This window comes from Pseudomonas sp. UTLPPB19802, from assembly GCF_059730225.1.
The window spans coordinates 3,841,888-3,866,843 of sequence record NZ_AP048545.1; the positions used below are offsets into that span (position 1 = coordinate 3,841,888).

Genomic DNA, 24,956 nt, shown 5'->3' on the forward strand with positions numbered 1-24,956 from the left:
CAGGTAAAGAACGAAATCCATCCTATAAAAGCTGCCGGCAGTCAGGTAGGCCTCAACCTCCTATCTCATCATTGTTTAGGCAGCGTCAAAATCTCTCCTGTCGAAGAATTGCTCTCCACCGGAATACGCTCCTTCGGTTGCGTCACGTCATAGACATGCAGCTCACAGCGCTGCTCGATGGACTGGAACTCAACCAGGTAGACTTTGCTGCGCTGTGGCGTAAAGCGGGTGCTGATCGGGCCACAGGTGTAGATGGCACCGCCTCCCGCGCCGTGGGCATCACCCCATACCTCGAGCAACTGATCGGGGTCGGCCTGTATTTCCAATTGCGGGAAGTGTTTGAGCAGTGCGCTGTGACTGGTCTCATTGAGCTTGGCGATCCAGCCGAATACCTGGCCGCGGCCGGTATACGCCACTTTGCCCAGCACTTCCGTGCGCTGGTCGGGGTCTGCCGAGCGGCGGATCGAAAACTCCACGGGGACGAAGTTGCCCGCGGATTTCATGATGACCTTGGCGTGCTGGGCATCGACGGTGACCTTGTTCTGGCCCAATTGGACACCATCCTTGATGAAGGTGGGCGAGGAGTCCCTGACGTTGGAGTGACAGGCTGGCAGGGCCAGAATGAGGGCCAGGGTGAGCAGCTTGGTTCTGTTCATTATTGATGAATATCCTTTAAAGCATTCGTCCGTTGATGAAAGGGTGTCGTTCAGTCTTGGGCGCGCCTGTATTCGAGTTCGACTGGCAGCGCCTGCTGCGCCTCCGCAAGCCGGTTCTCGGATACCAGCCCATGAATATGGCGAGCCAGCGGGGTCACGTCGGTGATGTTCTGTATCCACTCATTGACGTAGAGACTGACGGCTTGTTTGCCGAGGCCGATCTGGATCGCGCGGTGGGGCTGCGGTTGCAGGTGCAGGTCACGCTCCGGGTCCCACTGGATGCGCACTGGCGAGCTTTCCTTCAGGGCCAGCCATTGTTCCTGGCTCATCGATTCGTCGGGGTGGCTCGGGCAGCTGTGTTCCAGGGCCCAGGCGAAGCCTTCGTGAGTGATGTCTATCGCGAGGATGCGCGTCTGGCCGGCGTCCTTCAGGCCCCAGCCGGCGCGGTACATCATCCAGAGGAAGGAGGGCTTTATCCAGGTCATCCGTTCCATCTTGAACGGCGGCGAGACGAACGTCCCATGAGCAAGGGCGGCCTCGGCGATCGAGTCCGAATAGGCCTGGTAGACGCGAATGGTCCGGTCGTCGTACTGCGCGCGAATCTGGCGAAGCGGGGGTGTAGGCAAATGATATTCCTGTGATTGATTACTATGAGGGAATCAGTGTTCCCGAGTGTGTGCGGTCTTTTCGGATGATGCGCAGCGGCGTTTCTTGCTGGCCCGTTCCAGCAGTTCGTTGAGAACAAACCAGATCGCCATCAACAAACCGATGAACACGAAGGTGTTGTGGTTGTGAAACAGTCCCTGCACCTTGCCGGCAAGCCAGGCTGAGATCACCATCAGGCATATGAAGCGCAGGCCGGTCAGTACGGCCTGGAGGTATTCGTTACCGATATTGCTGGACATTCCATTGCTCTTTGGACAGAACGGGGGGGCTGCACGCCCAGGCAGTCTATGTCGGCCCCCTGGCGCATGGCTTTCGCGAAGCGGAGCCTAAGGTATGTGATAGCGTTTTGCTAGTGAAAGCGGCCGATTCCGGTTTATTGGCGCCCAGAACCTGTCGCCTTTTCGGAGGGGCGGTTGGGTAGTAACAAAAAAGGCACCGAACTATCGGTGCCTTCCCGGTTCAACGCTACTTCAGCTTAACGATAACGCTCCAGCCAATGCGCGTAAGGTGCCGGCAGGGTCCAGGCGGCCTTGTCGACGCCCAGCTCCTTGGCCGCGAAGTATGGCCAATGCGGGTCGGCCAGGTGTGCGCGGCCGACCGAGACCAGGTCCAGATGCCCGGCCTTCAGTGCGCCTTCCGACAGTTGCGGCGTGCCGAAGCCCCAGGCCGAGGTCACCGGCAGGTCGGCTTCGCGGCGCACGCGCTCGGCGATCGGGCCCATGAACGCCGGGCCCCATGGGATGTTGGCATCGGGAATGGTGAAGCCGACGCTGACGCTCAGCAGGTCCAGGCCGCCGGCCTTGAACTGGCGGGCGAGTTCGATTGACTCGGTGAGGGTCTGCTCGTCGCGCCCGTCATATTCCAGCACGCCGAAACGCGCGGTGAGCGGCAGGTTTTCCGGCCAGACTTCACGCACGGCGGCGAGGGTTTCCAGCAGGAAACGGCTGCGGTTTTCGAAGCTGCCGCCATAGGCATCGGTGCGCTGGTTGGAGTGCTCGGAGAAGAAGCTTTGGCCGAGGTAGCCGTGGGCGAAGTGCAGTTCGATCCACTCGAAGCCGGCATCGCGGGCGCGGCGGGCGGCGTCGACGAAGTTCTGCTTGACCCGGGCGATGTCTTCCAGGGTCATGGCCTTGGGCGTTTTCGGCAGGTGCGCGCCGAAGGGCAGGGCGGACGGGGCGATGGTCTGCCAGCCACGGGCGTCGGACTCGGCAATGTGGTCGTCGCCTTCCCACGGGCGGTTGGCGCTGGCCTTGCGACCGGCGTGGGCGATCTGGATGCCCGGTACCGAACCTGCGGCCTTGATGGCCTTGACCACGGGCACGAAGGCCTGGGCCTGCTCGTCATTCCAGATGCCCGCGCAGCCGGGCGTGATGCGGCCTTCCGGAGCAACCGCGGTGGCCTCGACCACCACCAGGCTGGCACCGCCACGTGCCAGGCCGGCGTAGTGGACCTGGTGCCAGTCGTTGATCAGGCCGTCGTTGGCCATGTACTGGCACATCGGCGGAATGGCGATGCGATTGCGCAGGCTGACGTCCTTGAGCTTGTAGGGTTCGAACAGTGCCGACATGGAAAATCTCCCGGAAACGATGGGGTGAGTTTGATTCGTTTGTTCGATGGTAATCGAACTATGGCAATAAAGGGAAGTCTTGTTATCATTGGCCGCATGCGAGAATTCAAACACCCGGCTCCCGAAGACCTCATGCTCGAACGCGTGCTCTACGCCTTGAGTGACCCTGTGCGCATGGAAATAGTTCGCTGCCTGGCAGGTGTTGCCGAAGCGACCTGCGGCGAGTTGGACGGCGGCCGGCCGAAGTCCAGCATGTCCCATCATTTTCGCGTGCTGCGCGATGCGGGGCTGGTGCATACCCGCAACGTCGGCACCACCCATATGAACTCGTTGCGTTCGCAAATGCTCGATGTGCGATTCCCCGGGTTGCTTGGCTGCATTCTTTCCCAGCGTTGACCGGCGCTCCTGCGGTTGAAAACACGCACGCTGCAAACCTGTTTTTCCATGGTCGCCAGCCCTGTTCCGGTTCATAAATCCGCGTAGAAAACGAGGATTCACGGGCGGCTGGGTTCATCGAAAAGCTGCACGAGAATTCGAAAGGTCTTTCCACGGATACGGATGACACTTCGATGTTTTGGCGCCGGTTGCTGAAAAGAAATGCTGCAGGTTCTGGTTCTCATGAGGGGGAGCCTGTCGTCGGGTACTTCAGCCCGCAATCGGCCGCCGAACTCCTTTCGACACCGTGTCGACAAGCGCTGCTCGGGCAGATCTGGCAGCTCGTTTCACTCTCGCGCGAACAGTTCGATGTGCTCTATCTCAAACCCATCGAGCGCTGTGCCGAAGTGGCCCAGCAGTTCCCCGCTTCGCAGCACGATCACCATGCCTATCCCGGTGGCCTGCTCGACCACTGCCTGAATACCACGGTTTATGCGTTGAAATTGCGACAGTCACGGCTGCTGCCGGTCGGGACGAGCGCAGAAGTGCAGGGCGCCCAGGCGGAGGCCTGGAGTGTCGCGACGGCCTATGCGGCGTTGTTGCGTGATATTGGCAAGCTCATCGTTGAAGTGAATGTGCAGCTGTCCAATGGCTCGACATGGCAGCCCTGGATGGGCCCACCCGACAGGCCCTATCGTTTCCGCTACCTCAATGAGCGCTCCGAGACGCTCCACGCGGCGGCAGGCATGCTGTTCACCCAATTGGTGTCTCATTCGACACTCCGGTGGTTGAGTGGCTATCCCCAGCTTTGGAATGCCCTGGTCAACGTCCTTGCGGGGCATGATGAAGAGGCTGGCGCGCTGGGCGAGCTGGTCACCCAGGCCCGTCAGGCATCGATTGCCAATGGGCAGGACGGCAGTTCGGCGAAAACGTGCCAGCAGTCGCCAGCCCAGGTGGCACCGGCGCCACTTCCGGTCGTTGAAATCACAGGTGTCGAGGAAGACGACGAGGCGCGCTGCAGGGTCCAGGGGCAGGCGTTCATTCGTTGGCTGCGTGAGGGCCTCCTCACCGGCAGGATCGTGACCAATACTTCGGCCGCAAAGGTCCACAGCGTGGCCGGCACGGCCTTCATGGTTTCTCCGGGCATCTTCCACCGTTATGTCCAGGAACATCCCGAGGCCGCCAAGTCGCAGGGTACGGACGATTGGCGTGGGGTCCAGCGTTGCTTCGAAAAGCTGCGGGTGCACCGCAGGGGCAGCACGGGCCTGAACATCTGGACCTGCGAGCTTCAGGAGTTGCGCAAGACGCGTAGCATCAAAGGCTACTTGTTCAAGGACCCTCTGCTGATCTTCGCCGAGACACCGGCGGATAATCCCTCCTTGCAGTTGAAGCAGTGAGGCGGAGTCAGTCCAGCATCAGCTGCATGTGCGTGGTTCGCCAGAGCGGATCGGCTTCGATGTCCACGATGGCAAAACCCTGCCGCTCCCAGAAGGCGATCGCTCCTGGCAGAAAGGGGTGGGTGTGCAGGTAGAGACACTGGATATCCGCCTGCGTCGCCTTTTCCCGCAATGCGGCGAACAGCGTTGCGGCCAGGCCATGCCGCCGATATTCCGGCAAGACGAACAGACGCACCACTTCGACGACCCGGACAGCCCGATAATCCAATTGCCGGAAACGGTGGTCGTAGGGCACATAACCGATGGCGGCAACCAGTCGACCCTGATCGCGGGCGATCAGAAAGCGGCCTTCGCCTCCCAGGTAGGTTTCGGCGAAACGGGCCAGGTCCGCCGGCATTGGCGTGTCGGCAAGCATCGGGAAGAGTTCGCGGCGGGCGTCGTTGACGAAGCCGATCACCTCGTTCATGGACTCGCGCGTAACGGTTTGGATTGACCAGTCGGGCATCAGTCTCAGTATCCAATGGCAAGGAAACGCGCGGGGCGCTTCCTTGCCGGGAGGGGCTTAACGGGAGGCGACCATCTTGGCCCGCGCCGCATGCAGTTTCTTGTAGCTGTCGATCAGGCGCTGGTGGCGATCGAGGCCTTCCAGCTTCATGCTGGTTGGCGTCAGGCCGAAGAAGCGCACGCTGCCGTCCACCGAGCCCAGCACCGCGTCCATGCGCGAGTTGCCGAACATGCGGCGGAAGTTGGTTTCGTAGTCGGCCATGTCCAGTTCGTTGTCCAGCTCCACTTCCAGCACCACGTTCAGGGCCTGGTAGAACAGCCCACGTTCGACGGTGTTGTCGTTGTACTGCAGGAAGGTTTCGACCAGCTCCTTGGCTTCCTCGAAGTTCTTCAGCGCCAGGTGGATCAGCAGTTTCAGTTCGAGAATGGTCAACTGGCCCCAGGCGGTGTTTTCGTCGAACTCTATACCGATCAGCGTGGTGATGTCGGTGTAGTCGTCCAGTTCGCTTTCTTCCAGCAGGCCGACCAGTGCTTCCAGGCCTTCCTCGTCCAGGCGGTGCAGGTTGAGGATGTCTTCACGGAAGAACAGCGCCTTGTTGGTGTTGTCCCAGATCAGGTCATCCACCGGGTAGATTTCCGAGTAGCCCGGTACCAGGATACGGCAGGCGGAGGCACCGAGGTGCTCGTACACCGCCATGTAGACTTCCTTCTCCAGGCCTTCGAGGATACCGAACAATGCGGCGGCTTCCTCGGCGTTGGAGTCTTCGCCCTGGCCGGAGAAATCCCACTCGACGAATGCGTAGTCGGCCTTGGCGCTGAAGAAACGCCACGACACCACGCCGCTGGAGTCGATGAAGTGCTCGACGAAGTTGTTCGGCTCCATCAGCGCCTGGCTTTCGAAAGTCGGTTGCGGCAGGTCGTTCAGGCCCTCGAAGCTGCGGCCTTGCAGCAGTTCGGTCAGGCTGCGCTCCAGTGCCACCTCGAAGCTCGGGTGGGCGCCGAACGAGGCGAACACGCCACCGGTGCGCGGGTTCATCAGGGTCACGCACATCACCGGGAATTCGCCGCCGAGCGAGGCGTCCTTCACCAGCACCGGGAAGCCCTGTTCCTCCAGGCCCTGAATACCGGCGAGGATGCCCGGGTACTTCGCCAGCACCTCCTGCGGCACGTCCGGCAGGGCGATTTCGCCTTCGAGGATTTCGCGTTTCACCGCGCGCTCGAAGATTTCCGACAGGCACTGCACCTGCGCTTCGGCCAGGGTGTTGCCGGCGCTCATGCCGTTGCTGAGGAACAGGTTCTCGATCAGGTTGGACGGGAAATACACCACCTCGCCATCCGACTGGCGTACGAACGGCAGCGAGCAGATGCCACGCTCGGTGTTGCCGGAGTTGGTGTCGTACAGGTGCGAGCCGCGCAGTTCGCCATCCGGGTTGTAGATCGCCAGGCAATGCTCGTCGAGGATTTCCTTGGGCAGGGCATCCTTGCGGCCGGGTTGGAACCAGCGCTCGTCCGGGTAATGCACGAACTCCGCGTTGGCGATCTCTTCACCCCAGAACTGATCGTTGTAGAAGAAGTTGCAGTTCAGGCGCTCGATGAACTCGCCGAGGGCCGAGGCCAGCGCGCTTTCCTTGGTCGAGCCCTTGCCGTTGGTGAAGCACATCGGCGACTGCGCATCGCGGATATGCAGCGACCAGACGTTCGGCACGATGTTGCGCCACGACGCGATCTCGATCTTCATGCCCAGGCCCGAGAGGATCGAGGACATGTTGGCGATGGTCTGTTCCAGCGGCAGGTCCTTGCCGGGGATGTAGGTGCTCGCCTGCGAGTCCGAATTGGGCATCAGCAGGGCCTGGGCATCGGCGTCCAGGTTTTCCACTTCCTCGATGACGAATTCCGGGCCGGTCTGCACGACCTTCTTTACCGTGCAGCGATCGATGGAGCGCAGGATACCTTGGCGGTCCTTGTCGGAGATGTCGGCGGGCAGCTCGACCTGGATCTTGAAGATCTGGTTGTAGCGGTTCTCGGGGTCGACGATGTTGTTCTGCGACAGGCGAATATTGTCGGTAGGGATATTGCGGGTTTCGCAGTACACCTTGACGAAGTAGGCCGCACACAGGGCCGACGAGGCCAGGAAATAGTCGAAGGGACTCGGTGCCGAGCCATCGCCCTTGTAGCGGATGGGTTGATCGGCCACCACCGTGAAGTCATCGAACTTGGCTTCGAGTCGGAGGTTGTCGAGAAAATTGACCTTGATTTCCATGCGGGATTACCAGAAGAGCGAAAATACGAATGGTCGCTATTATCCGGGCTTTTCGGCGGGAAGGAAGCGATAGCGGACGAGACCGGGTTCTTTATACCGTTGAGCGTCCGGACGGCTTCGCCCACAAAGGTGCGCTAACGCCGAGCTATTCCCTACATCCCCATAGGAAACCACTGGCTATCTCGCCCCATGAGCGTCACCAGCCCTTCCTGGTCGAATGACAACATCAGCATCGCCTCGAATCGCCCACGGCGGCCATCCATCACTGTGGCAAAGGATCGAGCCGTTCCATGAAGTCGAATTTACCGTTCGGAAAACTCCTGCAACAGCCCATTCTCAATACGCCTGGATGCTGTCAGTATGGCATTAAGGCGCTATGGCTGGCACCCAACCAATAAACGATTAAAAGAACGCGACAAGACTGACCTGCGAGGGGATTGCCCGCAGCCAGTCACTGAGTATTGCCAGTTTTGGCTCTGGGAGCGCTGATGAGTTTTCGTCCATTGACCGACTCCTCTCGGCAATCGAACGGCTGCGATGTTGTCGCAGATCAACAGGAAGGAACCTCGGAAATCGCCGCGTTCAACGCGGGGGACGAGGACACGATCGAGCAATTGCTGGAGGCTGCGTGCAACTGGGTCCACACCCGGGCCTGGGCGGTCTACCGCATCGGCGAAGAGCTGCACCTGGTCGGGCAGGGCGACCCGCAAGTGCAGTGGCCGGCCATTGTCTCGGATGAGGACTTCGAAAGCTTTTGCCGGGCTCGACGACTGTACCGCTGGCCCACCGGCCGCGGCGAAAGCGTGTTGGGCTGGCTGCTCGCACCGGTCGAGCAGGCCACCCAGCCGGCACTCGCCGAGTTCGCGCGGCGCCTGGGCGTCCAGGTTCAGGCCGATGCCCTGGCACGGGCGCAGATCACCCAGCGCGTGCTCTATGAAATCATCTACCTGGCCAGTTCTACCCGCGAACGCTCGGTGTTCCTGTTGGGCATTCACCGGCTGCTGGCCAGCCTGATCGACGCCGAGAACTTCTACCTGGCACTGTACGACCCGGTCACGGGCAAGATCGATTACCCGTACTACGTCGACATCATCGACACCCAGGCCTTGCAGTCCGAGAACTACGAATATCTCGATCTCGACCACCTGTCCCTCACCGGCCAGGTGCTGACCAGCGGCCAGCCGCTGCTGATCGACTCCGCCGGCATTCTCGCGGCCCAGGCCGAGCAGCGCTTCTATTGCGTGGGCGACCGCCCCGAATTCTGGATGGGCGCACCGCTGAAAAACGCCTCGGACGAAGTGTTCGGCATGCTGGCTATGCAGGTCTACGATGTGTCCCGTGTCTACAGCGCCGAAGACCGTGCGCTATTCCTGGTGGTGGTCCGTCACGTCGCCATGGCACTGGACCGCATGTTGCACCGCGCGGACCTGGAGGAAACGGTACTGCGCCGCACGCTGGAACTGTCGGCGCTCAACGACGCCCTGCGCCAGGAAGTGCTGGACCGCGAGCGCGCCGAGCACCTGCAGAGCGTACTGTTCCAGATTGCCGAGCTGTCCAGTCGGCCCGGCGACATGGCCGAGTTGTTCCAGACCCTGCACGGCATCGTCGGCGAGCTGCTGTTCGCCGAGAACTTCTACATCGCGCTGTTCGACGACGCCACTGCAGAAGTAACCTTTCCCTATTACGTCGACGAACGCCAGACCACCCGTCCGGCCCCTCGTCGCGGCTCTCGCGGCCTCACCGAATACGTGATCCGCCAGCGTCGCGCCTGTCTGTTCGACGTCAGCGAGGTGGATCGCCTGACCTCGATCGGCGAGATCGACGCCCCCCAGGACAACGTCCGCTCGCATTCCTGGCTGGGCATCCCGATGTTCGATGGCGATACGGTGCGCGGCGTGCTGGCGGTACAAAGCTATACCGCAGAGGTGCGCTACACCCAGCGCGACCAGGAGTTGCTGACCTTCGTCTCACGGCACATCGACACCGCCCTGTCGCGCCGTACCGCGGCCGAAGCGATCCACGCGGCCAACCTCATGCTCGAGGCTCGTGTACAGAGCCGTACCCGCGAGCTCGACCACGCGAATGCCAAGCTGCAGCACGAAAACACCCACGATGCGCTGACCGGATTACCCAACCGCACCTACTTGCAGCAGCGCCTCAACCTGGCCTGGTCGCGCTTCGACAGCGAAGGCGGGCACCTGGCGGTGATGTTCATCGACCTCGACCGCTTCAAGATGGTCAACGACAGCCTCGGCCATCACTTTGGCGACCTGCTGCTGATGCAGGCCGCCCAGCGCCTGCGTGGCTGCCTGCGGGAAACCGACCTGCTGGCGCGCCTGGGCGGCGACGAGTTCTCGGTACTCGTTCCCGATGCCGCACTGGACGTGGTGACCGACATCGCCGAGCGAATCCTGCTGGCGTTCGACCTGCCGTTCTTCATCAACGGCCATGAAGTCTTCTCTTCCTGCAGCATCGGTATCGTCAGTGCCGATGGCCAGTTCCACCATGAGCCGGCCGACCTGCTGCGTGATGCCGATGCGGCGATGTACCGGGTCAAGAGCGCCGGGCGTGACAGCTACGCGGTGTTCAACCAGGAGTTGCGTCGCGAGGTGTCGGACCAGGTCGAGCGGGAAGGGGCGTTGCGCAACGCGCTCAAGCGCACTGATGAACTGCTGCCGTATTTCCAGCCAATCGTCAGCGTCGAAACCGGCGAGCTGCTGGCCCTGGAAGCGTTGATCCGCTGGCATCAACCGGGAGGTAGGGTGGTTGCACCGGGCGAGTTCCTGCCAGACTTCGAGGGCCTGCGCCTGATCGGTCGGCTGGACCTGTACATGCTCGGCAGCGTCGCCGCGATTCTTGCCCAACCTGAGCACGCCCATTGGCCGGCGGTGCACGTCAACTGCTCCAGCTACAGCATGACGCGTCCGGACTTTGCCGGTGATGTGCTGGCGCTGCTGGCGCATCATGGTGTCTCGCCCTCACGGATCTGCCTGGAGCTGACCGAGGGGGCGCTGGTGGCGGAGCCGGCGATTGCCCGGCAGACCATGCAGCGGCTGGCCGACAATGGCATGTCGGTGGTGCTCGATGACTTTGGGGCGGGGTTCTCGTCGCTGAGCTATGTGCACCAGTACCGTTTCAGCGGGCTTAAGATCGACAAGTCGTTCATCTTCGAACTGACCAGCAGCACGCGCAGTCGGGCAATCGTCCGGGCCATCGTGCGGATGGCCGAGTCGCTGGATTTGAGCGTGGTGGCGGAGGGCGTTGAGGACCAGCAGACGCTGGAGCTGCTGCGCGAGATGGGGGCGGGGCAGGCGCAGGGCTATTACTTTGCCAAGCCGATGGGGTTGGAGGCCCTGAGGGCGCGCGTGGGGAATACTCGATCGTGGATTTTGTAATGGAGAATATCTATGTCTTGTCGCTGCCCAGGGCTCGACAACTGCGTCAGTTATGGTGAATCAGAAGAAGCGTTTTGCAGGGAGTTCACGTTAATCGCACAACGCTCAGGGCTTCGCCTGTATCGCTGCAATCAATGCCAAACCAGTTGGCAACTGGATGTAGACGATAGGGCCGACTTTGCCATAAAGGTCGCACATCCTGACGATTGGTCGTCTTTTGATGACTTGCCATACAAAAGAGCGTTTTTCGTCAGGTTTCATGGTGGGGAAAGCGACCAGAACTGCCGATGGGCAAGATGCGCGAATTTTTCGTTGTCGGATATGGCCATCTGTGTGGATCATGCCTATCCGGAGTTTTCGCCCATTGGCGAATTGCTCTAGCCGTCTACGCAAATCGCTGTCGGCCCATCAGTCCACAATAAACAGCTTGGCACCGGTAGCGGTTGATGAGCGGTGTGCTTCCTCGTTGTCGCCTACTTGATAGCTCATGCCCGTTGTTAGCGTGAACTCGCGGCCATCCTCCAACTCGGTATCGAGTTGGCCTTCCAGGCAGAGCAGGATGTGTCCCTTGTGACACCAATGATCGGCCAGGTAGCCCGGACTGTATTCAACCATTCGAACTCGTATCGTCCCGAACTGACCGGTACGCCAGTACGCAGTACCGGTCACTCCCGGATGCTCGGTGGCTTCAATCTTCGACCAGTCGGTCGTTCCAAAAGGTATGGTTGTCAGCTCCATGGCCGCCTCATTCAATAGATCGAGCCCGAATCGTACTGTTGGGGTATTCCTGCCGATAGATACAGACCAGCCTTGATTGCGCCATACAGCACGCTTTTGTTGTGGTGGATGGCACAGTGGAGAGCGCGCGTACTACAGGTCTCACGTCGAGACCTGTAGTAGGCTGCCAGTGATCGTGTCGTGACTGGCGTCGCGAATCAGTCATTCGGGACACCCGCCGATCCACTGGTTACCTGAGTTGAACACCGACCACCCGAATGAATGAGCCGCCCGTATGAAGATGCAGGCTGTAGAACCCTCGGGGAATGTCTGGAACGGTTACCTTGACCACTTTGACGGACCCTTCGCTGGTGTGCGCCACCGTCGCCGAATAGGCGGGGGTAATCTGGCCCTCTTGTATTGGAAGATTGCCTATGAGGAGGGCCATGTCGCCAGCACGCTGCGCGCCAGGCCATTTGGTGATTTCAAGGGTGTCATTCGGCTGGGCGTTGACGGTATGTGAATCTATGACATGGTTGGTCATACATGACTCCTGATCATTGAGTGATGACCTGAAAGACCACCTGAATACCTTTTCAGATGGGCAGGAGTTTCCTGTGTTTGGGGCGAGCCCGATACTGTCAGAAATGACAGGGACGACAGGCGGTCATGCCCTGCGGGCCTGAATCACTTTGCGCGTGCGCGCCGAGTGGTCGGGCTCACTTGGCTTCGCCACAGCACGGGCCAGTAGGCTTCGTCCAGCCCCATGCAGGTGGTCATTTGCGCTGCGTGGATCAGCCTGAAAGCGCTGCCGTCGTAGCGCCAGCGTAGTGAGGTACCGCATCCGCCCATGCTCATTGCCAGTGCATGGCTGCTGAGTTCCCCGGTGGCCGGATCGAACTGGATGCCGCCATTGGGCACCATGTCCGGCATGCGGGGAACTTCGTCGATCGTGACCGGACGAGCTTGCTCGGGGTGGGCAATGGGCATCTCATACAGGCGGTATGAACAGTTGTACGCTGCGCAATCGGTCCTGATGATCACCAGCGCCTTGCTATCACTCAAGGCAAAGGCTTCGCCTTCAGCAGGTGTATCGTCGAGTTGATCCTGCTGCCATGACGCGCGCGTGGCCGCCATGGCCGTGTCCCGTATGTGCTGGGCCTGAGCCTTGTCCAGCGCCACGGGGGCGTACCGTTCGGGCAAGGGCAGTACAGGAGGGGCGGGCGCTACATCGTTGGCGGTGGCCGGCCCCTGGCGCACCAGGGCCGTGACGCTGCCGACACGACCCTGCACCGAGTCCATCAACAGCAGTGCCCCGCTCATGCCGGAAAGGGAGGCGAACGACTGGCCATCCTTGGTAGGAAGGATCAGTTCATTGCCATTACGCAACTCGGCGATCAGCGCCTTGGCCTTATCGCCTTTTGCGCTCAGTACCTCGGGTACATCCTCGTCCCTCTGCTCGCCAGCCGCCATGGACGTGTGCAGTGTCTTGCCGTCGAGCAGTGGCCTGCCAGTAACGGCGTTATAGCTGAACGCTCCGACCCGCAATGCGCCTTGAGGCCCCGCTTCGCGGGTGATGCGCAGGCTGAAGGTGAGCTTGTTGCCGGTATCGTCCCGCATGGGGACTGCGCCGATCGCGGTGCACGCGCGAGTGTTATCGCAAGCGATCACCCAATCCTTGATTACCCGGTAAAGCGGGACCTGCTCTTCGGCGTAGGCAGTGCAGGTGGTGACGGCGAGGAGCAGGGCGAAGAGAGGGCGGGCCATGAGAGCATTCCAGTGCATGGTGGACGGCGCTATTAGGCCATGAATCACTTCGTATCGAAACCCGACTTACTGCACCCATGGCTGCTGAATGCGAAACCCTCGGCAATCAGCGTTTCGTCGATATCGCCATCGTGGCCACTATCCAGTGCCGCCCGATGACCATCAGGTGGCTAGGAGTCACGAGCGTTACGTTGCGGATGAATAGTATTTATTTTTGTGCTAGTTGAGTTTTAAACTATTGCCCAATAAAAATGTTTATGGATATTTCATTTTTGTGAAATGAGTAGGTTGTGCCGGTGTTTATTATTTGTTTCTGGGTTTTTGCTAGGTTGTGGAAACTATTTTTTACAGGCATACGTTTGTTTTTTATTGGGGTGGTTGCTAAATTTCCTTCGTCCCTTCGAAAGATGGGCCTATAACTTAAACATAAGGAGATGCATCATGAAGTCTGCAATTGAACTCTTCAAAACTGATGTGATCGGCGTAACCACTAAGGGTGTTTGCATGTGGTGATGCCTAGGGGTGGTCCGTGTGACCACTCCTTTTATTTTCTCCTGAAAAAAGGGAGTCATGAACTATGGATGATCGGGGTTATCACACTATTTGGGATATTACTGGTGCTAGTTCGCAGTTGTTGCGTAATGAAGACGCACTGCACCGTTTCTTTCTGGTCACATTGCGAGCTTCGGGGTTCACCGTTATCAGTGATATGGTTCATAAATTCTCTGCCGGCGGTGAGGGGGTTACGGGACTGTTCCTGTTGTCCGAGTCACACCTTTCCTATCATACCTATCCGGAGAGTGGCTATATCAGTATCGATGTCTACACGTGCGGAAAATATAATAACGATATAAATGAAGGCATCGCCGAGTTTTTTGGGCGGGATGTCGACGTCAATCGGCGCACATTATTGCGAGGCAGCGCTCTGAGCAGTCTGCAGGAGGTGGAACATGCGGCTTGTCAATAATGGCTTGATAAAGTTTGACTATCAGTTTCCCCTGTACAACTTTTTCTTTCCTTCACAATCTTTCAACGTTTTCCAACCTAGTGAAGAGCTGTTGACGGAAATTCTCGAGGGTGCCAATCGACGGGCCCGGTCGCGAGCATTGTACTTTCATGTGCCGTTCTGTGAGGCTATTTGTTCATTCTGCCCGTTTACCCGTGGGTTGTATAAGGATGATCAAGACATTGATAGATATGCCCAGGCACTGATTCGGGAAATCGAATATAAATCACGCCTGACGGATCTCAAGGCTATCCCCGTGCGAGCGATCTTTTTTGGGGGTGGTACGCCTTCATTGCTTTCTGCAGATAATATTCGAGCCATTGGCGAGTCGCTGCACGAGCATTTCGAAATGGATACGGTGGAGGAATTTTCGTTCGAGTTCAACGTTACCAGTGTGACTAAAGCCCGTGCGCAAGCGTTGGCTGACATCGGTGTGACCCATGCTCGTTTTGGCTTGCAAACCATCGATCCACAATGGCGGCAGTTATTCAATCTCGATCCTGATATCGGCAAGGTCGAGCGAGCCGCAGAATTGTTGCGTGAGCACTTTGAGTATGTACTGTGTGACATCATGTACGGTATGAATGGCAGCAGTGAGCGCCAGACCCTGGCAGACATTGAGAAGGCCATCGAACTGGGTCTGAGCAATATCGATATCTATCCGATAAACAATGCAGCTACCTCGGTGAAACTGCATAGGCAGATCCGCGCACGCTTCCCGGAAGTCATGCCGGCGATGCGCAAACTCAACATGAAGTTCATGATCGATGCGCACATGCGCCAGCGTGGCTACGTCCCTTACAACGGTCATGGCTATGTCTATCGGCCGGGAGCTGATGTCCCATTAATTACCGATGATTATTCCTTTATTTACCACGAGCACGTCTATGGATACGCCGATCACGACTTACTCGGTTTTGGTGTGAGGGCCATTTCGTCAGTGGCGGGTAACGTAATCACCAATACTCCCCTGCGTGAAAAGTACATCAGGACGATGATGGGCGGCGAATATATTTGCCAGGTCAGTCAGCATGACCCCGTGCTCGATGTTGTGAAGCCACTTGTGTTGCGCTTGGCTTACCATGGCAGCGTGGATAAACGCCTGGTCGAAATGCAGCGAATGCCCCCAGGATTGATGGACCGGATCTCTGCTTTGATCGAGGCGGATTTGGTTATTGAAGGGGAGCATCACTACCGTCTGACCCGCCTGGGCTGGCTTTGGTACAGCAACATCATGTTCTACCTGATTCCCGAAAGTGAGCAGAACATACTCAAGCAACTGGTATTCGAGCGGCTCGATACGTCCGGGCGCGATATGACTCAGGACGAATTGATCTATGCGGCGGGTTGAGGGGCAAGTGTCGACATGCAAGCGTTGAATTTTAATCGCAGTACACGCAGGCTCTCGGTCGGCTACTTCTTCTCTAGGTGCGGTGAGTTCGCCTTCGAAACGGCATTTGCCGTTGTGGTGGTGTCCATGGCCGAAGTAAACTTGTTGCTGATCGGCATGGTGTACTTCTTTCGGTACCTGCCCAGCGCACTGTTTTCCCCTATTGGCGGCTGGTTGGCGGACAATTGCCAAAAGCGTCGCACACTGGTTGGAGTGGAGCTTGCGAAGAGCCTGTTGGCATTGGCCTTCTTTGCTCTTTTTGCTTTTTCAACACCGGGGTTGGCGGTGGTCACCAGCCTGGCGATGCTGATGACGGCCCTGGACTGCCTCTATGTACCGACCTTCCGGGCATATTTCCCGGACATCGTGGAAAAGGGTCAGCTGTCGTCGGTGAACAGTGGTATTCAGGTCATCGAAGACTCTTCCTCCATTCTCGGACCGCTGGTGTTCTCTGCCTTTGCGTTGTCTCTGGGAAGCACATCGACTTTCCTGTTCTTCGCCGTATGCCTTGCACTGTCGGCCATCAGCATCGCCACGCTGCTGCCAGGAAAGGTGAACGTGAAGGTCGCCTTCGACGGAAGATCAGTGATTGGCGATGCGGTCCGCAGCGTAGGTGAATTGCGGGTGAGCAATGCTCCGCTGTTTGCAGTGATCTGTTGCACCACGCTGTGTGCGATGTTCGCTACATCGGTGGTCCGCTTCATCCTGCCGGCATCGGTGTTGGAGCACTTTGGCTCGGAAGCGGCCGTCGGCTATGTCTTTTCGCTGCTTGCGGCTGGCACTGTGTTGGGAGGCATTCTGTACACCCGCTTCAACAGGCATACCAGCGCGCGCCTGGTACTGCGCTACTGGGCGTTGTACGGTGCGTTGTTCTTTGCCGCTGCAGTCGCGCTGCAGGTCCACAATTGGGTATTCCTGGCGATCCTGTTCGTGGTTGGATTCGTCGGTGCCTTCGTAGATATTGCCATCGTGACCAATATCCAGTTCCTGTCCGATGATCGCCAGGTGGGCAGGAATTTCTCCCTCTATTACTTCACCGCCGTTGTCGGTGACGCCGTCTCGGGCCTGATCGCCAGCCTGGTTTTCATGCTGGCGGGGCCGGCGACCTTCATCTGGATGACGTTGATGTTGTTCATTGCGCCCTTGCGCTGGAATATGAAAGGAAGCTCGGATGATGCCAAAAATCGTGCTTAGTGCGGGCCTTGCCCTGGATGGCTGGGCGATCTCGATATGGTCACTTTGGACGCGCTTGATAACCTGGCGTACGCCTCGGCGCTGTTGCTAGCACCTGAAGATGCTCGGGATGAACGCGTCATCGATGCCGTGACGCGTTGGGGGATACCTCTGTTCATCAGTGGTGCGTCTGGCTCGGAAAAGTGCAGCGTCATCGCTGCCGCGCAGGCTTATGAGCGACGTGCATTACCACCGTTCACTCGTACAGTGGCGGACTTCGTTGCACAGCAGCGGCCTACCTATGCTTGTCCGGGACATCAAGGGGGGGATTGCCTGGAACGACACCCGGCCGGTGCGCGTTTCAGGCAGTTGTTGGGGCCAGGTGTGTTCAGGGTTGACGTGCCTCACGCCGCTCCGGAACTGGGGGATGTCCTTTGCCATGAAGGACCTGTGAATGATGCGGAGAAATTGGCTGCCAGGGTGTTTGGTGCGGATGAAACCTGGTTCGTACTCAATGGCACCTCCACCGCAAACAAAGTGGTCGCCAGCGCTCTGCTGGCAGCAGGTGACCTGGTGCTGATGGATCGTAACAATCACAAGTCCGTTTTTCTCGGTGCCCTTGTGCAGTGCGGTGCTCAGCCAGTATATCTCGGGAATGTCCGGGATGAGCGGGGTATCCTGGGAGGGTATCGTGCGGGGGCGCTCGACGAGACCTGCTTGCGCGAAAAAGCAGCATGTCTCTGCGCACAAAGGGCCCGACAACCACGGCCATTTCGTCTGGCTGTAGTTCAACATGCCACTTGCGATGGTGTGATGGTCGATGCGTCGGCGCTACTGGCACGGATCGGGCACCTGTGTGATTACGTGCTCTTTGACAGTGCCTGGGCAGGTTATGAACCCTTCCTCCCGGAGCTGGCTGGATTATCGCCGCTGGTCGCGCCACTGACCGAACACTCTCCAGGCATTCTTGTGACCCAGTCGGTGCATAAGCAAATGTCGGGCCTCTCGCAAACTTCGCAGATCCACAAGAAGGACCTGCATATCCAGCATTTGCCTCGCTATTGCGCCAGACCGGTGTTTAACGGGGCCTTCATGCAGCATGCTTCGACCAGTCCGTCCTATCCGCTGTTTATGTCGCTCGAAGTAAACGCGGCAATGCTTGCCGATGGCGGAGGAGTGCATCAGTGGCGACATGCTTCTGATGCCGCATGGTTGTTGCGTGAGGAGATGAGTCGGCAGTGTCGGTTCATCAAGCCTTTGGCAGGTGAGTCGTGCCGGCAGGGGGAAACGGCGTACCACCCGCAGGGGGCGGTGGCGATAGAGCCAGGCCTGCATCATATCGACCCTTGCAAGGCAATCTTCACCACCCGTGGCGAGCTCGACATTCCGGCTTGTGTCGTGACGATGTTCCTGCGTGACAACGGGTTCACCCCGGAGAAAACCGACTTCTATAACTTTACGTTGCTGATGACCCCTTCAAGTGATATGGATGGGTTGAGGCGGTTGGCCGCGTGTCTGAATACATTCGAACGATACCTGCAGGAGCACGTTCCTGCTCTCGTGGCGTTGCCTTCACTGCAGCATGCTCCAGATGCCTACGAGGGCCTTTCACTCTTGGCACTCTGTCAGCGCATCAGCGGTCTTTATGCCACCCACGAAGTGGAGCGACGGCAGAGTGATATCTTCAGTGCCATCGACTTGGCAGTCAGCGACCGCTCACCCTATGCGGCCAACCAGCAGTTCGTCCGTGGCGAGGCCAGGCTGACGAGAATCGATCTGGCCTTTGGCAAGGTGGCAGCAGAAGGGGTGATTCCTTACCCCCCCGGAGTCATGTGTATCGCACCTGGGGAGCGCTGGACCAATGCCCTCGTGAAGTACCTGCGCGCAATTGAGGCCATGGTCATGGCTTATCCAGCCTTTGCACCTCATATTCAGGGCATTCATGAAATTTTGGATGCAGAGGGCGCGAGCGCATTTGGGGTGTATGTGCTTGATTGATCAAGATGATGACCGGTTACCTGATTCTGGTGCTACCCGGCCGGATGATGAACGCAAGTTCATTCATGTCGACATGGACTCATTCTTCGTGTCCGTCGAGTTGCTTCAGGCCCCATGGTTGCGTGATCGACCCGTGGCAGTAGGTGGTAGCGCCGCTGAACGCGGAGTGATCAGTACTGCCAGTTATCAGGCAAGGCAGTTCGGAGTAAAGAGCGGCATGGCCACGGCCACGGCTCAGCGTTTGTGTCCGGACCTGGTAATGCTACCGGTGCACTTTGAGCGCTATGAACAGATCACCCGCCAGCTTGATACCATCTTCAGGCGCTATACCAACAGAGTCGAGTTCCTCTCATTGGACGAAGCCACCCTGGACGTGACGGGACAGCTCCATTGCAACGGTTCGGCCACTTACATGGCCATAAAGATCCGTGCCGCCATCGAGCAGGAACTCAACCTGACGGCATCGGCTGGCATTGCACCGTTGAAATACCTGGCCAAGATCGCCTCTGAAGTGAACAAGCCTAATGGACAGTTCGTGGTCGCGCCCAATGAGGTCAAGGGATTTCTCTCAACCCTGGACATCCGCAAGATCCCCGGCGTAGGCCCGAAGACCTGGGCTGTGCTCGGCAACCTCGGTTGTCACCTGTGTGGTGATGTCACTCATGACAAGATCCCGGCTCTGCTACGTTACCTGGGGCTGCATGGCTTTTACGTCTGGGAGCGTTGCCAAGGTAAGGAGGAGTATGAGGAGAAGACCAGTGAACTACGCTCAGTCGGCGTGGAGCATACCTTACCGGCCGATTGCCAAGAGCTTGCAGCCTGTGGCGAGCAGCTTGAGGCATTGATGGCAGAGTTACGGGTTCGCCTGGCCGAACTGGATGAAGAACCTCACATCGTCCGGAACCAAGTCAAACTCAAGTTCGCCGATTTTTCTATCGCCAGCACTGAGGCTCCAGCATTGGATCTGTGTTCTGAGGTGGTGTATGGCCTGTGTCGCAGGCTCTGGGACACCAAGCGTCAGGGGCGAGCAGTGCGCCTGGTCGGTGTCTCGGTCAAGATCAGGCGCAAGGAGTCGAATCGACTGCAATTGGAGCTGCCTTGGTAGACAATCCGCAGCGCTGCGAGGAGTTGCTCACGTTGCCGCACGCAATCACCCAATCCTTGACCTCCCGGTAGAGAGGTACCTGTTCTTGAGCGTAGGCGGCGCAACTGGTGGCGGCGAGGAGCAGGGCGACGAGAGGGCGAGCCATAAGAGTACTACCTGGGCATGGGGGCGGTGGTATTAGGCCATGAATCGAACCGGCGGGTTAACCGCTGGCCGTGGGGCACAGGAAAAGAGCTGTTGTCACAACAGTAACTCTAGACGGGGGCGGCAGCCAACTTCAGCTTGCCTGCCCGACCGCTAACTGCATTGACTTGACCTGAGGTTTGCTCACGGCAACCATCAACCACACGCCCAATTCAACTCCATCTTCTGCAAGTCCAACTGCCCATTGCCGCCGCCGAAGTTGAAGCCGCCAAAGTCCTCTTCGAACTCCAGGTAATAGGGGCCGAACTCGGGATAGGCCTGTTCAGGAAACATCGTGCCGCCCAGGTGGTTGCGCCCGTGCAGGCGTGTCAGGTCGAGCGCTTCGCCTTGTTCGCTGAAGGCCGTTACGTAGCCGCTGTCTCTACATTCATGATCCCATTCACGTGGCGGCTTGCCGGCATTCGGGTCGCCTTCGCGTACCTGCGCACGGATGGGGAACGCCGTTTCAATGCCCGCCGCACGGCCTTCACCCGGCAGCCAGGCATAGGCGGGCGTATCGAAATTGTGGATTTTCATGGAGTGGAAGTAATCGGCATAGCTTTGCTCCAGCCAGCCAGGCGCTTGCTCCAGCAAGGGGTTGCCCGCCAAGTCGGGCACCGGGCAAAGCGCGCCATCGAACTCTTCCTGGGTCAGCCAGACCGCCACGTATTCCGTACCCAGGATGTCGGTCATCTCGAAGCTCATGGGGTGGCGCGCCCGACGGTGTTCCCAGAAAGGGATCAGTGCCGGGTCGCTGGGGGGCTGGTCCGACAGCTCGGTGGCGAAGAATTCTTCTATCGCCTCGTTGGACGGCAGTTCTTCAAGCTGGTCGTCGACAAATAGGCTGAGCGCCACGTAGTCCGCACCCTGCGTACGGTATTGCGCGGGCAGGTGCATGGTGAAGGCGTGGCGCAGCGGGTAGCCGAGAGTCTTGCTCAGGGGCCACTGGTGCTGGGTGATGCCAGGAGGAAGGCCAAGGCTCCAGCCACCGCTCCACTGTGTGCCACGATGGGTCGCGGGTTGCGGAGCCTGGGGCTCGCGCAGCAGGTCATAGGCGAGGGTCAGTCGCGGGTCGGCCAGCAATTTTTCGGGCTCGGGGTAGACCGCATCGGGATTGCTGATCTCCAGGGCGCCAACCTGCTGGTCGCGTACGCGCATGAGCAGGGCAAGGCCAGCTTCCGTCTGGTCGGCATATTGCGTCCAGTCGGCAGGAATCTCCGGGTTGGCAGGCAGGAGCTGCAAGCCGGGGCGGGCAGCCAGGGCATCGGCCAGCGGCATGCCGATGTACAGGCCCTCGATCATCTCCTTTGCCTGGAACGTCTTGTAGAAAGCTACCATGCCGATTTTGCCGGCAGCATCCACTCGTACGCCGAACCCTCTGGAAAAGGTATCGGGCACGCGCCCGTCACTGTCGGGCGGCGACCACTTGCTGCCCATCAGGCGGGCGAGTTCCTCGACGGGCATCATCGGCCGCAGTGTCGCTATCCGGGCTGCTTTCATGCTTGAAGATCCTTGGTTCTTTGAGAGGTGGGGCGTGGAAATGTGCGGGCCGAAAGCGCCGAGCGGGAAGGGCAGGTTCCCGCCCAGTCACTGAGCTCCATTAACAGACCGCGTTGGCGCCCTGTTTATCCAGTACCGAGTCCATTCTCAATTGTGCCAGTTCATCAGGTGCGCTACACCCCTTGCCGGTTTGCAGTTGGAGCTGGCCAGCTCAGGCTTGAGGAGGTACAGGATCTTGAGGCACGGGCACCACGGCAATCTTCAGCGCTTCGGCCTGGGTGGCACCGATGGCGGCGGCGATGCGCTTCACGAGTATTTTCCTTTGAACCGTTCAAGGGTGAAAAAGGACAGGTCCAGGTCGCTGGAACCCTGGGTACACCACTGGGCGAAGGCTTCGCCCAAGGCGGCCGAGTGCTTGAAACCGTGGCCCGAGCAGGCGCAAACCACCAGGGTGTGTTGCAGCCTGGGGTGTTCGTCGATGATGAAGTGGCGATCCGGGGTGACGGTGTAGGCGCATACGGCGGACTTGAGGACCTTGTCGGTGACTCCGGCAATACGGCCTTGCACTTGCTGCTCGTACATCTCGCGCTCTTCCGCCGGGGACACGGCGCGATCCAGCAGGTCGGGCTGTGAGGTGGTGTGATATTGGGCCGTGGCGATCTTCAGGCTGCCTTCGCCGGGCAGGGCGGGAAAGCCGTAATTGACTTTGTCGTCGCCGCGCCCGTGGGTGAGGATGAACGTGGGCGACGCACCCTCCAGGCCTGCGCCAGGCTCAAGTTCGAACCAGAACAGTTTTTGCCGGTAGACACTCAGCAGTCGGTCGAAGGGTTCACCCAGCAACCCGCCGGCCCAGTTGCCGGCGCTGAACACCAGCTTGCGGGCCCTTACCGTGCGGGCGTCGGTGGTGACGGTGACGCCGTGCTCATCCGAGCTGATGTGGGTGACCGTTTCACCCGTGTACAAGGTCGCGCCGTGCTGCTCTGCCAGGCGCAACTGCACCTCGATGCAACGCTCGGGGCGGACGAAACCGCCGCCGGGCTCGAAGTAGCCGATGGCGTCATCGCGCACGTGGGCAAATTGCGGGAAGCGTTGGCGAATCTGGTTGGCGTCGAGGACTTCGTGTTCGATGCCGTAGGTCTGGGCCAGGCCTAGGGTGCGCAGGGTGAAGTCATTCTTGTCGTTGGGATCGAAATCTGGGCTGGAGGTCAGCGCGAGCAAGCCGGACTGTTCGAACAACGACTCGCCGGACAGCGCTTCCAGCTCGCGCCAGATCTGTTGGGCACGCCGGACGATAGGAACGTACTGGGCGCCTTCGCCAACGGAAAGCCGGGTAATGCGCGTATCGCCGTGGCTGGAGCCCAGGGTATGCGGTGGGGCGTAGCGGTCGATGCCCACCACATCGACCCCCGCCTTGGCCAATTGGTAAACGGTGGCGGCGCCCATGGCGCCGAGACCGATGACGATGACTTCACAGTGTTTCACTGACAGCGCTCGCTCAAAAAGGCGCTAGTTGAAAACAGGTGGTTTCAGGAAACAAACAATAAAAGAGTATATCGATATGCTCGGGCGACTTTCTGAACGACCCAGCGTGAATCGTCTCTGGCACGCTGCCGATGCGGCGTTCAACCCTTGGCTGTGCCCACCAGTGAGTCGATCAACATCGCCGAAGCGGTATCACCGTTTTCCAGCACGAGCTGGCGCAACGATTTACCGAACGCGGGCACTGGCGTGTCGAAGCCAAAGTCCGTCTTGTCCAGGTAGCTGGCAACGAAGCGGATCCGTTCTTCGGACCAACGGATGTCGTAGTTTCTTGTGCCATTGCGATAGTGCTTGAGGAATACTGCCACCAGCGGCGTGATGCCGTTGACGTCCGTGGCATCCAGGTTGGCGCCAGCGGCAGCCAGGGCCTGGGCGAAGCTGAGGTTGTGCCCTGCCATGCAGGCATGCAGCGCAGTTTCACCACCGTAGGCCCTGGTGTTCACGTCATTGCCGTTGAGCAGTGCCTGAAACAGTGACTGTATCTGCTTGCCAGTGCCACGGCGCCTTTGCAATTGATCGGCCCGCATGCAAAACAGCGACAGTGTCGTATCGCCGTAGACGTTGCGCGCCTTGAGGTCCTCCTTGCCGGCCAGCATGATCATGTGTTCAAGGCTGCAGTTGAGAAAGTTCAGCTTTGCCAGGCAGCTCATCAGGCGTGTGTTTCCCTCGGCATCCGTGCCCATCGGATCGGCACCTGCCGACACCAGGTAGTCGTAGGTGTTGTCCGCAGCCATGGTGATCAGCGGGCGATCCTGGTTGGTCAGCCTTTGGTTGATATCGATGCCTGAGCTTTGCAACAAATAAGCGAAGCCATCCAGATCCCTGATGGCCATGCTCCAGTCCGAGGAACGTAGGTTACCGCGAGCGGCCGTCCACAAGCGTTGGGCCATGGGTGTTCTGTTCGGCGGGTTGTCGTAGTCGCGCACCGAGGCTTCGCCGGCGTGGTATCGGACCCACACACCCACCTCTCGACCCTCCTGGTATTGGCCCTTCTCGGCCACCGTGCCGACGGGCCAGCCGCTGGTGAAGTAGATTTCCGAGGGGCCATTCTTCCTGCCTGCGCTGTAGGTGACTTTCAAGCCCGGTACTCTGATGCCGTCGCTGGTCACCCAGGTCTCAAGCACGCCGTTGAGCTCGCCGTTCTGGTAGGTGGCGCGATCCTTGAGCTCGCCCTTGTAGTCGTAGTGCTCCACCAGCCCGTCGAGCTTGCCGGAACCGTCGCTGGCGAAGGTTTCCAGCAGGGTCAACTGCTGCTCGCCATCGATCACCCGCCACTCGCGCTGCTCGCCGACACGTACGCCATTGCCTGGAATGACCGTGCTGTCGCCGACCTGCAGGCCGGTGGCGCAGTCGTAGCTCTGCACGGAACGACGTCCGTCTTTCTCCGTCATCACGTTGTGCAGTTGGCTGGCGAATGCGCCCTGGCACCAGGTCTTCCGCGTCCCGACGAACACGCCAGCCTCCAACTGGCCTTCCACTCTTAGCCTGCCGTCCCGGCCGAATTGTTTCCATTCGCCCACGGCCCTGCCATTTTCCACCTTGAACGACTGCAGCACCCGGTCACCGGACATGTGCGTCAGTCTGCCATTGAGCGGCTGGCCGGATTTGATGTCGAGGTACAGCGCATGGGGGGACCCGAGCGTGCCGGCTCCGACGGACACTTCATCGAAGTTGTAATCGGCATTGCAACCAGCCAGGGCCGAAGCCAGTGCACAGAGAACAAAACACTTTTTCATAACGATCCTTGTAGTGATACCT

At 59.3% G+C, this 24,956-nt stretch carries 21 protein-coding genes; 8 read left to right on the plus strand and 13 right to left on the minus strand.

Annotated features, from left to right (window positions below; translation table 11 throughout):
• Positions 1 to 68 precede the first annotated feature (68 nt).
• From AC6I6U_RS17065 to AC6I6U_RS17080, 4 genes are all read right to left on the minus strand, one after another.
• Positions 69 to 656 carry a hypothetical protein gene (locus tag AC6I6U_RS17065; RefSeq protein WP_497877216.1) on the minus strand — a complete coding sequence of 196 codons (588 nt, stop codon included), beginning with the start codon at positions 654 to 656 and terminating at the stop codon, positions 69 to 71.
• 50 nt (positions 657 to 706) lie between these two features.
• The gene (locus AC6I6U_RS17070) at positions 707 to 1,282 is read right to left on the minus strand and encodes a DUF4291 domain-containing protein (protein WP_497877217.1); all 576 of its coding nucleotides are present in this window, start codon (positions 1,280 to 1,282) and stop codon (positions 707 to 709) included.
• A 33-nt stretch (positions 1,283 to 1,315) separates the two neighbouring features.
• Positions 1,316 to 1,561: a hypothetical protein gene (locus tag AC6I6U_RS17075; RefSeq protein ID WP_497877218.1), complete on the minus strand. Its 246-nt coding sequence runs from the start codon at positions 1,559 to 1,561 to the stop codon at positions 1,316 to 1,318.
• Between the two features lie 236 nt (positions 1,562 to 1,797).
• A complete protein-coding gene (locus tag AC6I6U_RS17080) occupies positions 1,798 to 2,889 on the minus strand; it encodes an NADH:flavin oxidoreductase/NADH oxidase (protein ID WP_497877219.1) in 1,092 nt (363 codons plus the stop codon).
• Positions 2,890 to 2,949: 60 nt separating this feature from the next.
• On the opposite strand from AC6I6U_RS17080, the gene AC6I6U_RS17085 reads away from it, so the two are divergent.
• Both AC6I6U_RS17085 and mobH read left to right on the plus strand, forming a co-directional pair.
• On the plus strand, positions 2,950 to 3,285 hold the full coding sequence (locus AC6I6U_RS17085) for an ArsR/SmtB family transcription factor (RefSeq protein ID WP_497883048.1): 336 nt from the start codon (positions 2,950 to 2,952) through the stop codon (positions 3,283 to 3,285).
• Positions 3,286 to 3,458: 173 nt separating this feature from the next.
• The gene (gene mobH / locus AC6I6U_RS17090) at positions 3,459 to 4,661 is read left to right on the plus strand and encodes a MobH family relaxase (protein ID WP_497877220.1); all 1,203 of its coding nucleotides are present in this window, start codon (positions 3,459 to 3,461) and stop codon (positions 4,659 to 4,661) included.
• A 7-nt stretch (positions 4,662 to 4,668) separates the two neighbouring features.
• Here the strand turns inward: mobH and AC6I6U_RS17095 are convergent, their stop codons facing one another.
• Positions 4,669 to 5,166 (minus strand): GNAT family N-acetyltransferase, encoded by a 498-nt coding sequence (locus tag AC6I6U_RS17095; protein WP_497877221.1) that lies wholly within the window; start codon positions 5,164 to 5,166, stop codon positions 4,669 to 4,671.
• Positions 5,167 to 5,223: 57 nt separating this feature from the next.
• On the minus strand, positions 5,224 to 7,425 hold the full coding sequence (locus AC6I6U_RS17100; RefSeq protein WP_497877222.1) for an OsmC domain/YcaO domain-containing protein: 2,202 nt from the start codon (positions 7,423 to 7,425) through the stop codon (positions 5,224 to 5,226).
• A 488-nt stretch (positions 7,426 to 7,913) separates the two neighbouring features.
• On the opposite strand from AC6I6U_RS17100, the gene AC6I6U_RS17105 reads away from it, so the two are divergent.
• Positions 7,914 to 10,820, plus strand: coding sequence for a sensor domain-containing phosphodiesterase (locus AC6I6U_RS17105; RefSeq protein WP_497877223.1), 2,907 nt, complete (start codon positions 7,914 to 7,916; stop codon positions 10,818 to 10,820).
• 105 nt (positions 10,821 to 10,925) lie between these two features.
• Here AC6I6U_RS17105 and AC6I6U_RS17110 read toward each other — a convergent pair whose 3' ends face one another.
• From AC6I6U_RS17110 to AC6I6U_RS17125, 4 genes are all read right to left on the minus strand, one after another.
• The gene (locus AC6I6U_RS17110; RefSeq protein ID WP_497877224.1) at positions 10,926 to 11,162 is read right to left on the minus strand and encodes a hypothetical protein; all 237 of its coding nucleotides are present in this window, start codon (positions 11,160 to 11,162) and stop codon (positions 10,926 to 10,928) included.
• A 66-nt stretch (positions 11,163 to 11,228) separates the two neighbouring features.
• Positions 11,229 to 11,558: a DHCW motif cupin fold protein gene (locus AC6I6U_RS17115; protein WP_497877225.1), complete on the minus strand. Its 330-nt coding sequence runs from the start codon at positions 11,556 to 11,558 to the stop codon at positions 11,229 to 11,231.
• Positions 11,559 to 11,787: 229 nt separating this feature from the next.
• Positions 11,788 to 12,081 carry a hypothetical protein gene (locus AC6I6U_RS17120; RefSeq protein ID WP_497877226.1) on the minus strand — a complete coding sequence of 98 codons (294 nt, stop codon included), beginning with the start codon at positions 12,079 to 12,081 and terminating at the stop codon, positions 11,788 to 11,790.
• 143 nt (positions 12,082 to 12,224) lie between these two features.
• Positions 12,225 to 13,304, minus strand: coding sequence for a DUF1176 domain-containing protein (locus tag AC6I6U_RS17125; RefSeq protein ID WP_497877227.1), 1,080 nt, complete (start codon positions 13,302 to 13,304; stop codon positions 12,225 to 12,227).
• 577 nt (positions 13,305 to 13,881) lie between these two features.
• Between AC6I6U_RS17125 and speD the strand changes: the two genes are divergently transcribed.
• From speD to dinB, 5 genes are read left to right on the plus strand one after another with little or no spacing between them, the layout of a single operon-like run.
• Positions 13,882 to 14,271 (plus strand): adenosylmethionine decarboxylase, encoded by a 390-nt coding sequence (speD, locus tag AC6I6U_RS17130; protein WP_497877228.1) that lies wholly within the window; start codon positions 13,882 to 13,884, stop codon positions 14,269 to 14,271.
• Entirely contained in the window at positions 14,255 to 15,661 is a 1,407-nt protein-coding gene (locus AC6I6U_RS17135) for a coproporphyrinogen-III oxidase family protein (protein WP_497877229.1), read from the plus strand. Before speD ends, AC6I6U_RS17135 begins: the two co-directional genes overlap by 17 nt.
• 15 nt (positions 15,662 to 15,676) lie before the next feature.
• Positions 15,677 to 16,894: an MFS transporter gene (locus tag AC6I6U_RS17140; protein WP_497877230.1), complete on the plus strand. Its 1,218-nt coding sequence runs from the start codon at positions 15,677 to 15,679 to the stop codon at positions 16,892 to 16,894.
• Between the two features lie 36 nt (positions 16,895 to 16,930).
• Positions 16,931 to 18,871 (plus strand): Orn/Lys/Arg family decarboxylase, encoded by a 1,941-nt coding sequence (locus AC6I6U_RS17145; protein ID WP_497877231.1) that lies wholly within the window; start codon positions 16,931 to 16,933, stop codon positions 18,869 to 18,871.
• Complete coding sequence (dinB, locus tag AC6I6U_RS17150) at positions 18,864 to 19,976, plus strand: DNA polymerase IV (RefSeq protein ID WP_497877232.1); 1,113 nt, start codon at positions 18,864 to 18,866, stop codon at positions 19,974 to 19,976. The genes AC6I6U_RS17145 and dinB overlap by 8 nt, the downstream gene beginning before the upstream one ends.
• A gap of 339 nt (positions 19,977 to 20,315) precedes the next feature.
• Here dinB and AC6I6U_RS17155 read toward each other — a convergent pair whose 3' ends face one another.
• The 3 genes from AC6I6U_RS17155 to AC6I6U_RS17165 all read right to left on the minus strand — a co-directional run bounded on the left by AC6I6U_RS17155 (position 20,316) and on the right by AC6I6U_RS17165 (position 24,934).
• On the minus strand, positions 20,316 to 21,659 hold the full coding sequence (locus AC6I6U_RS17155; RefSeq protein WP_497877233.1) for a DUF7256 domain-containing protein: 1,344 nt from the start codon (positions 21,657 to 21,659) through the stop codon (positions 20,316 to 20,318).
• Between the two features lie 306 nt (positions 21,660 to 21,965).
• Positions 21,966 to 23,141, minus strand: coding sequence for an N-methyl-L-tryptophan oxidase (solA, locus tag AC6I6U_RS17160; protein ID WP_497877234.1), 1,176 nt, complete (start codon positions 23,139 to 23,141; stop codon positions 21,966 to 21,968).
• 140 nt (positions 23,142 to 23,281) lie between these two features.
• Positions 23,282 to 24,934 (minus strand): hypothetical protein, encoded by a 1,653-nt coding sequence (locus tag AC6I6U_RS17165; RefSeq protein ID WP_497877235.1) that lies wholly within the window; start codon positions 24,932 to 24,934, stop codon positions 23,282 to 23,284.
• Positions 24,935 to 24,956: the final 22 nt, after the last annotated feature.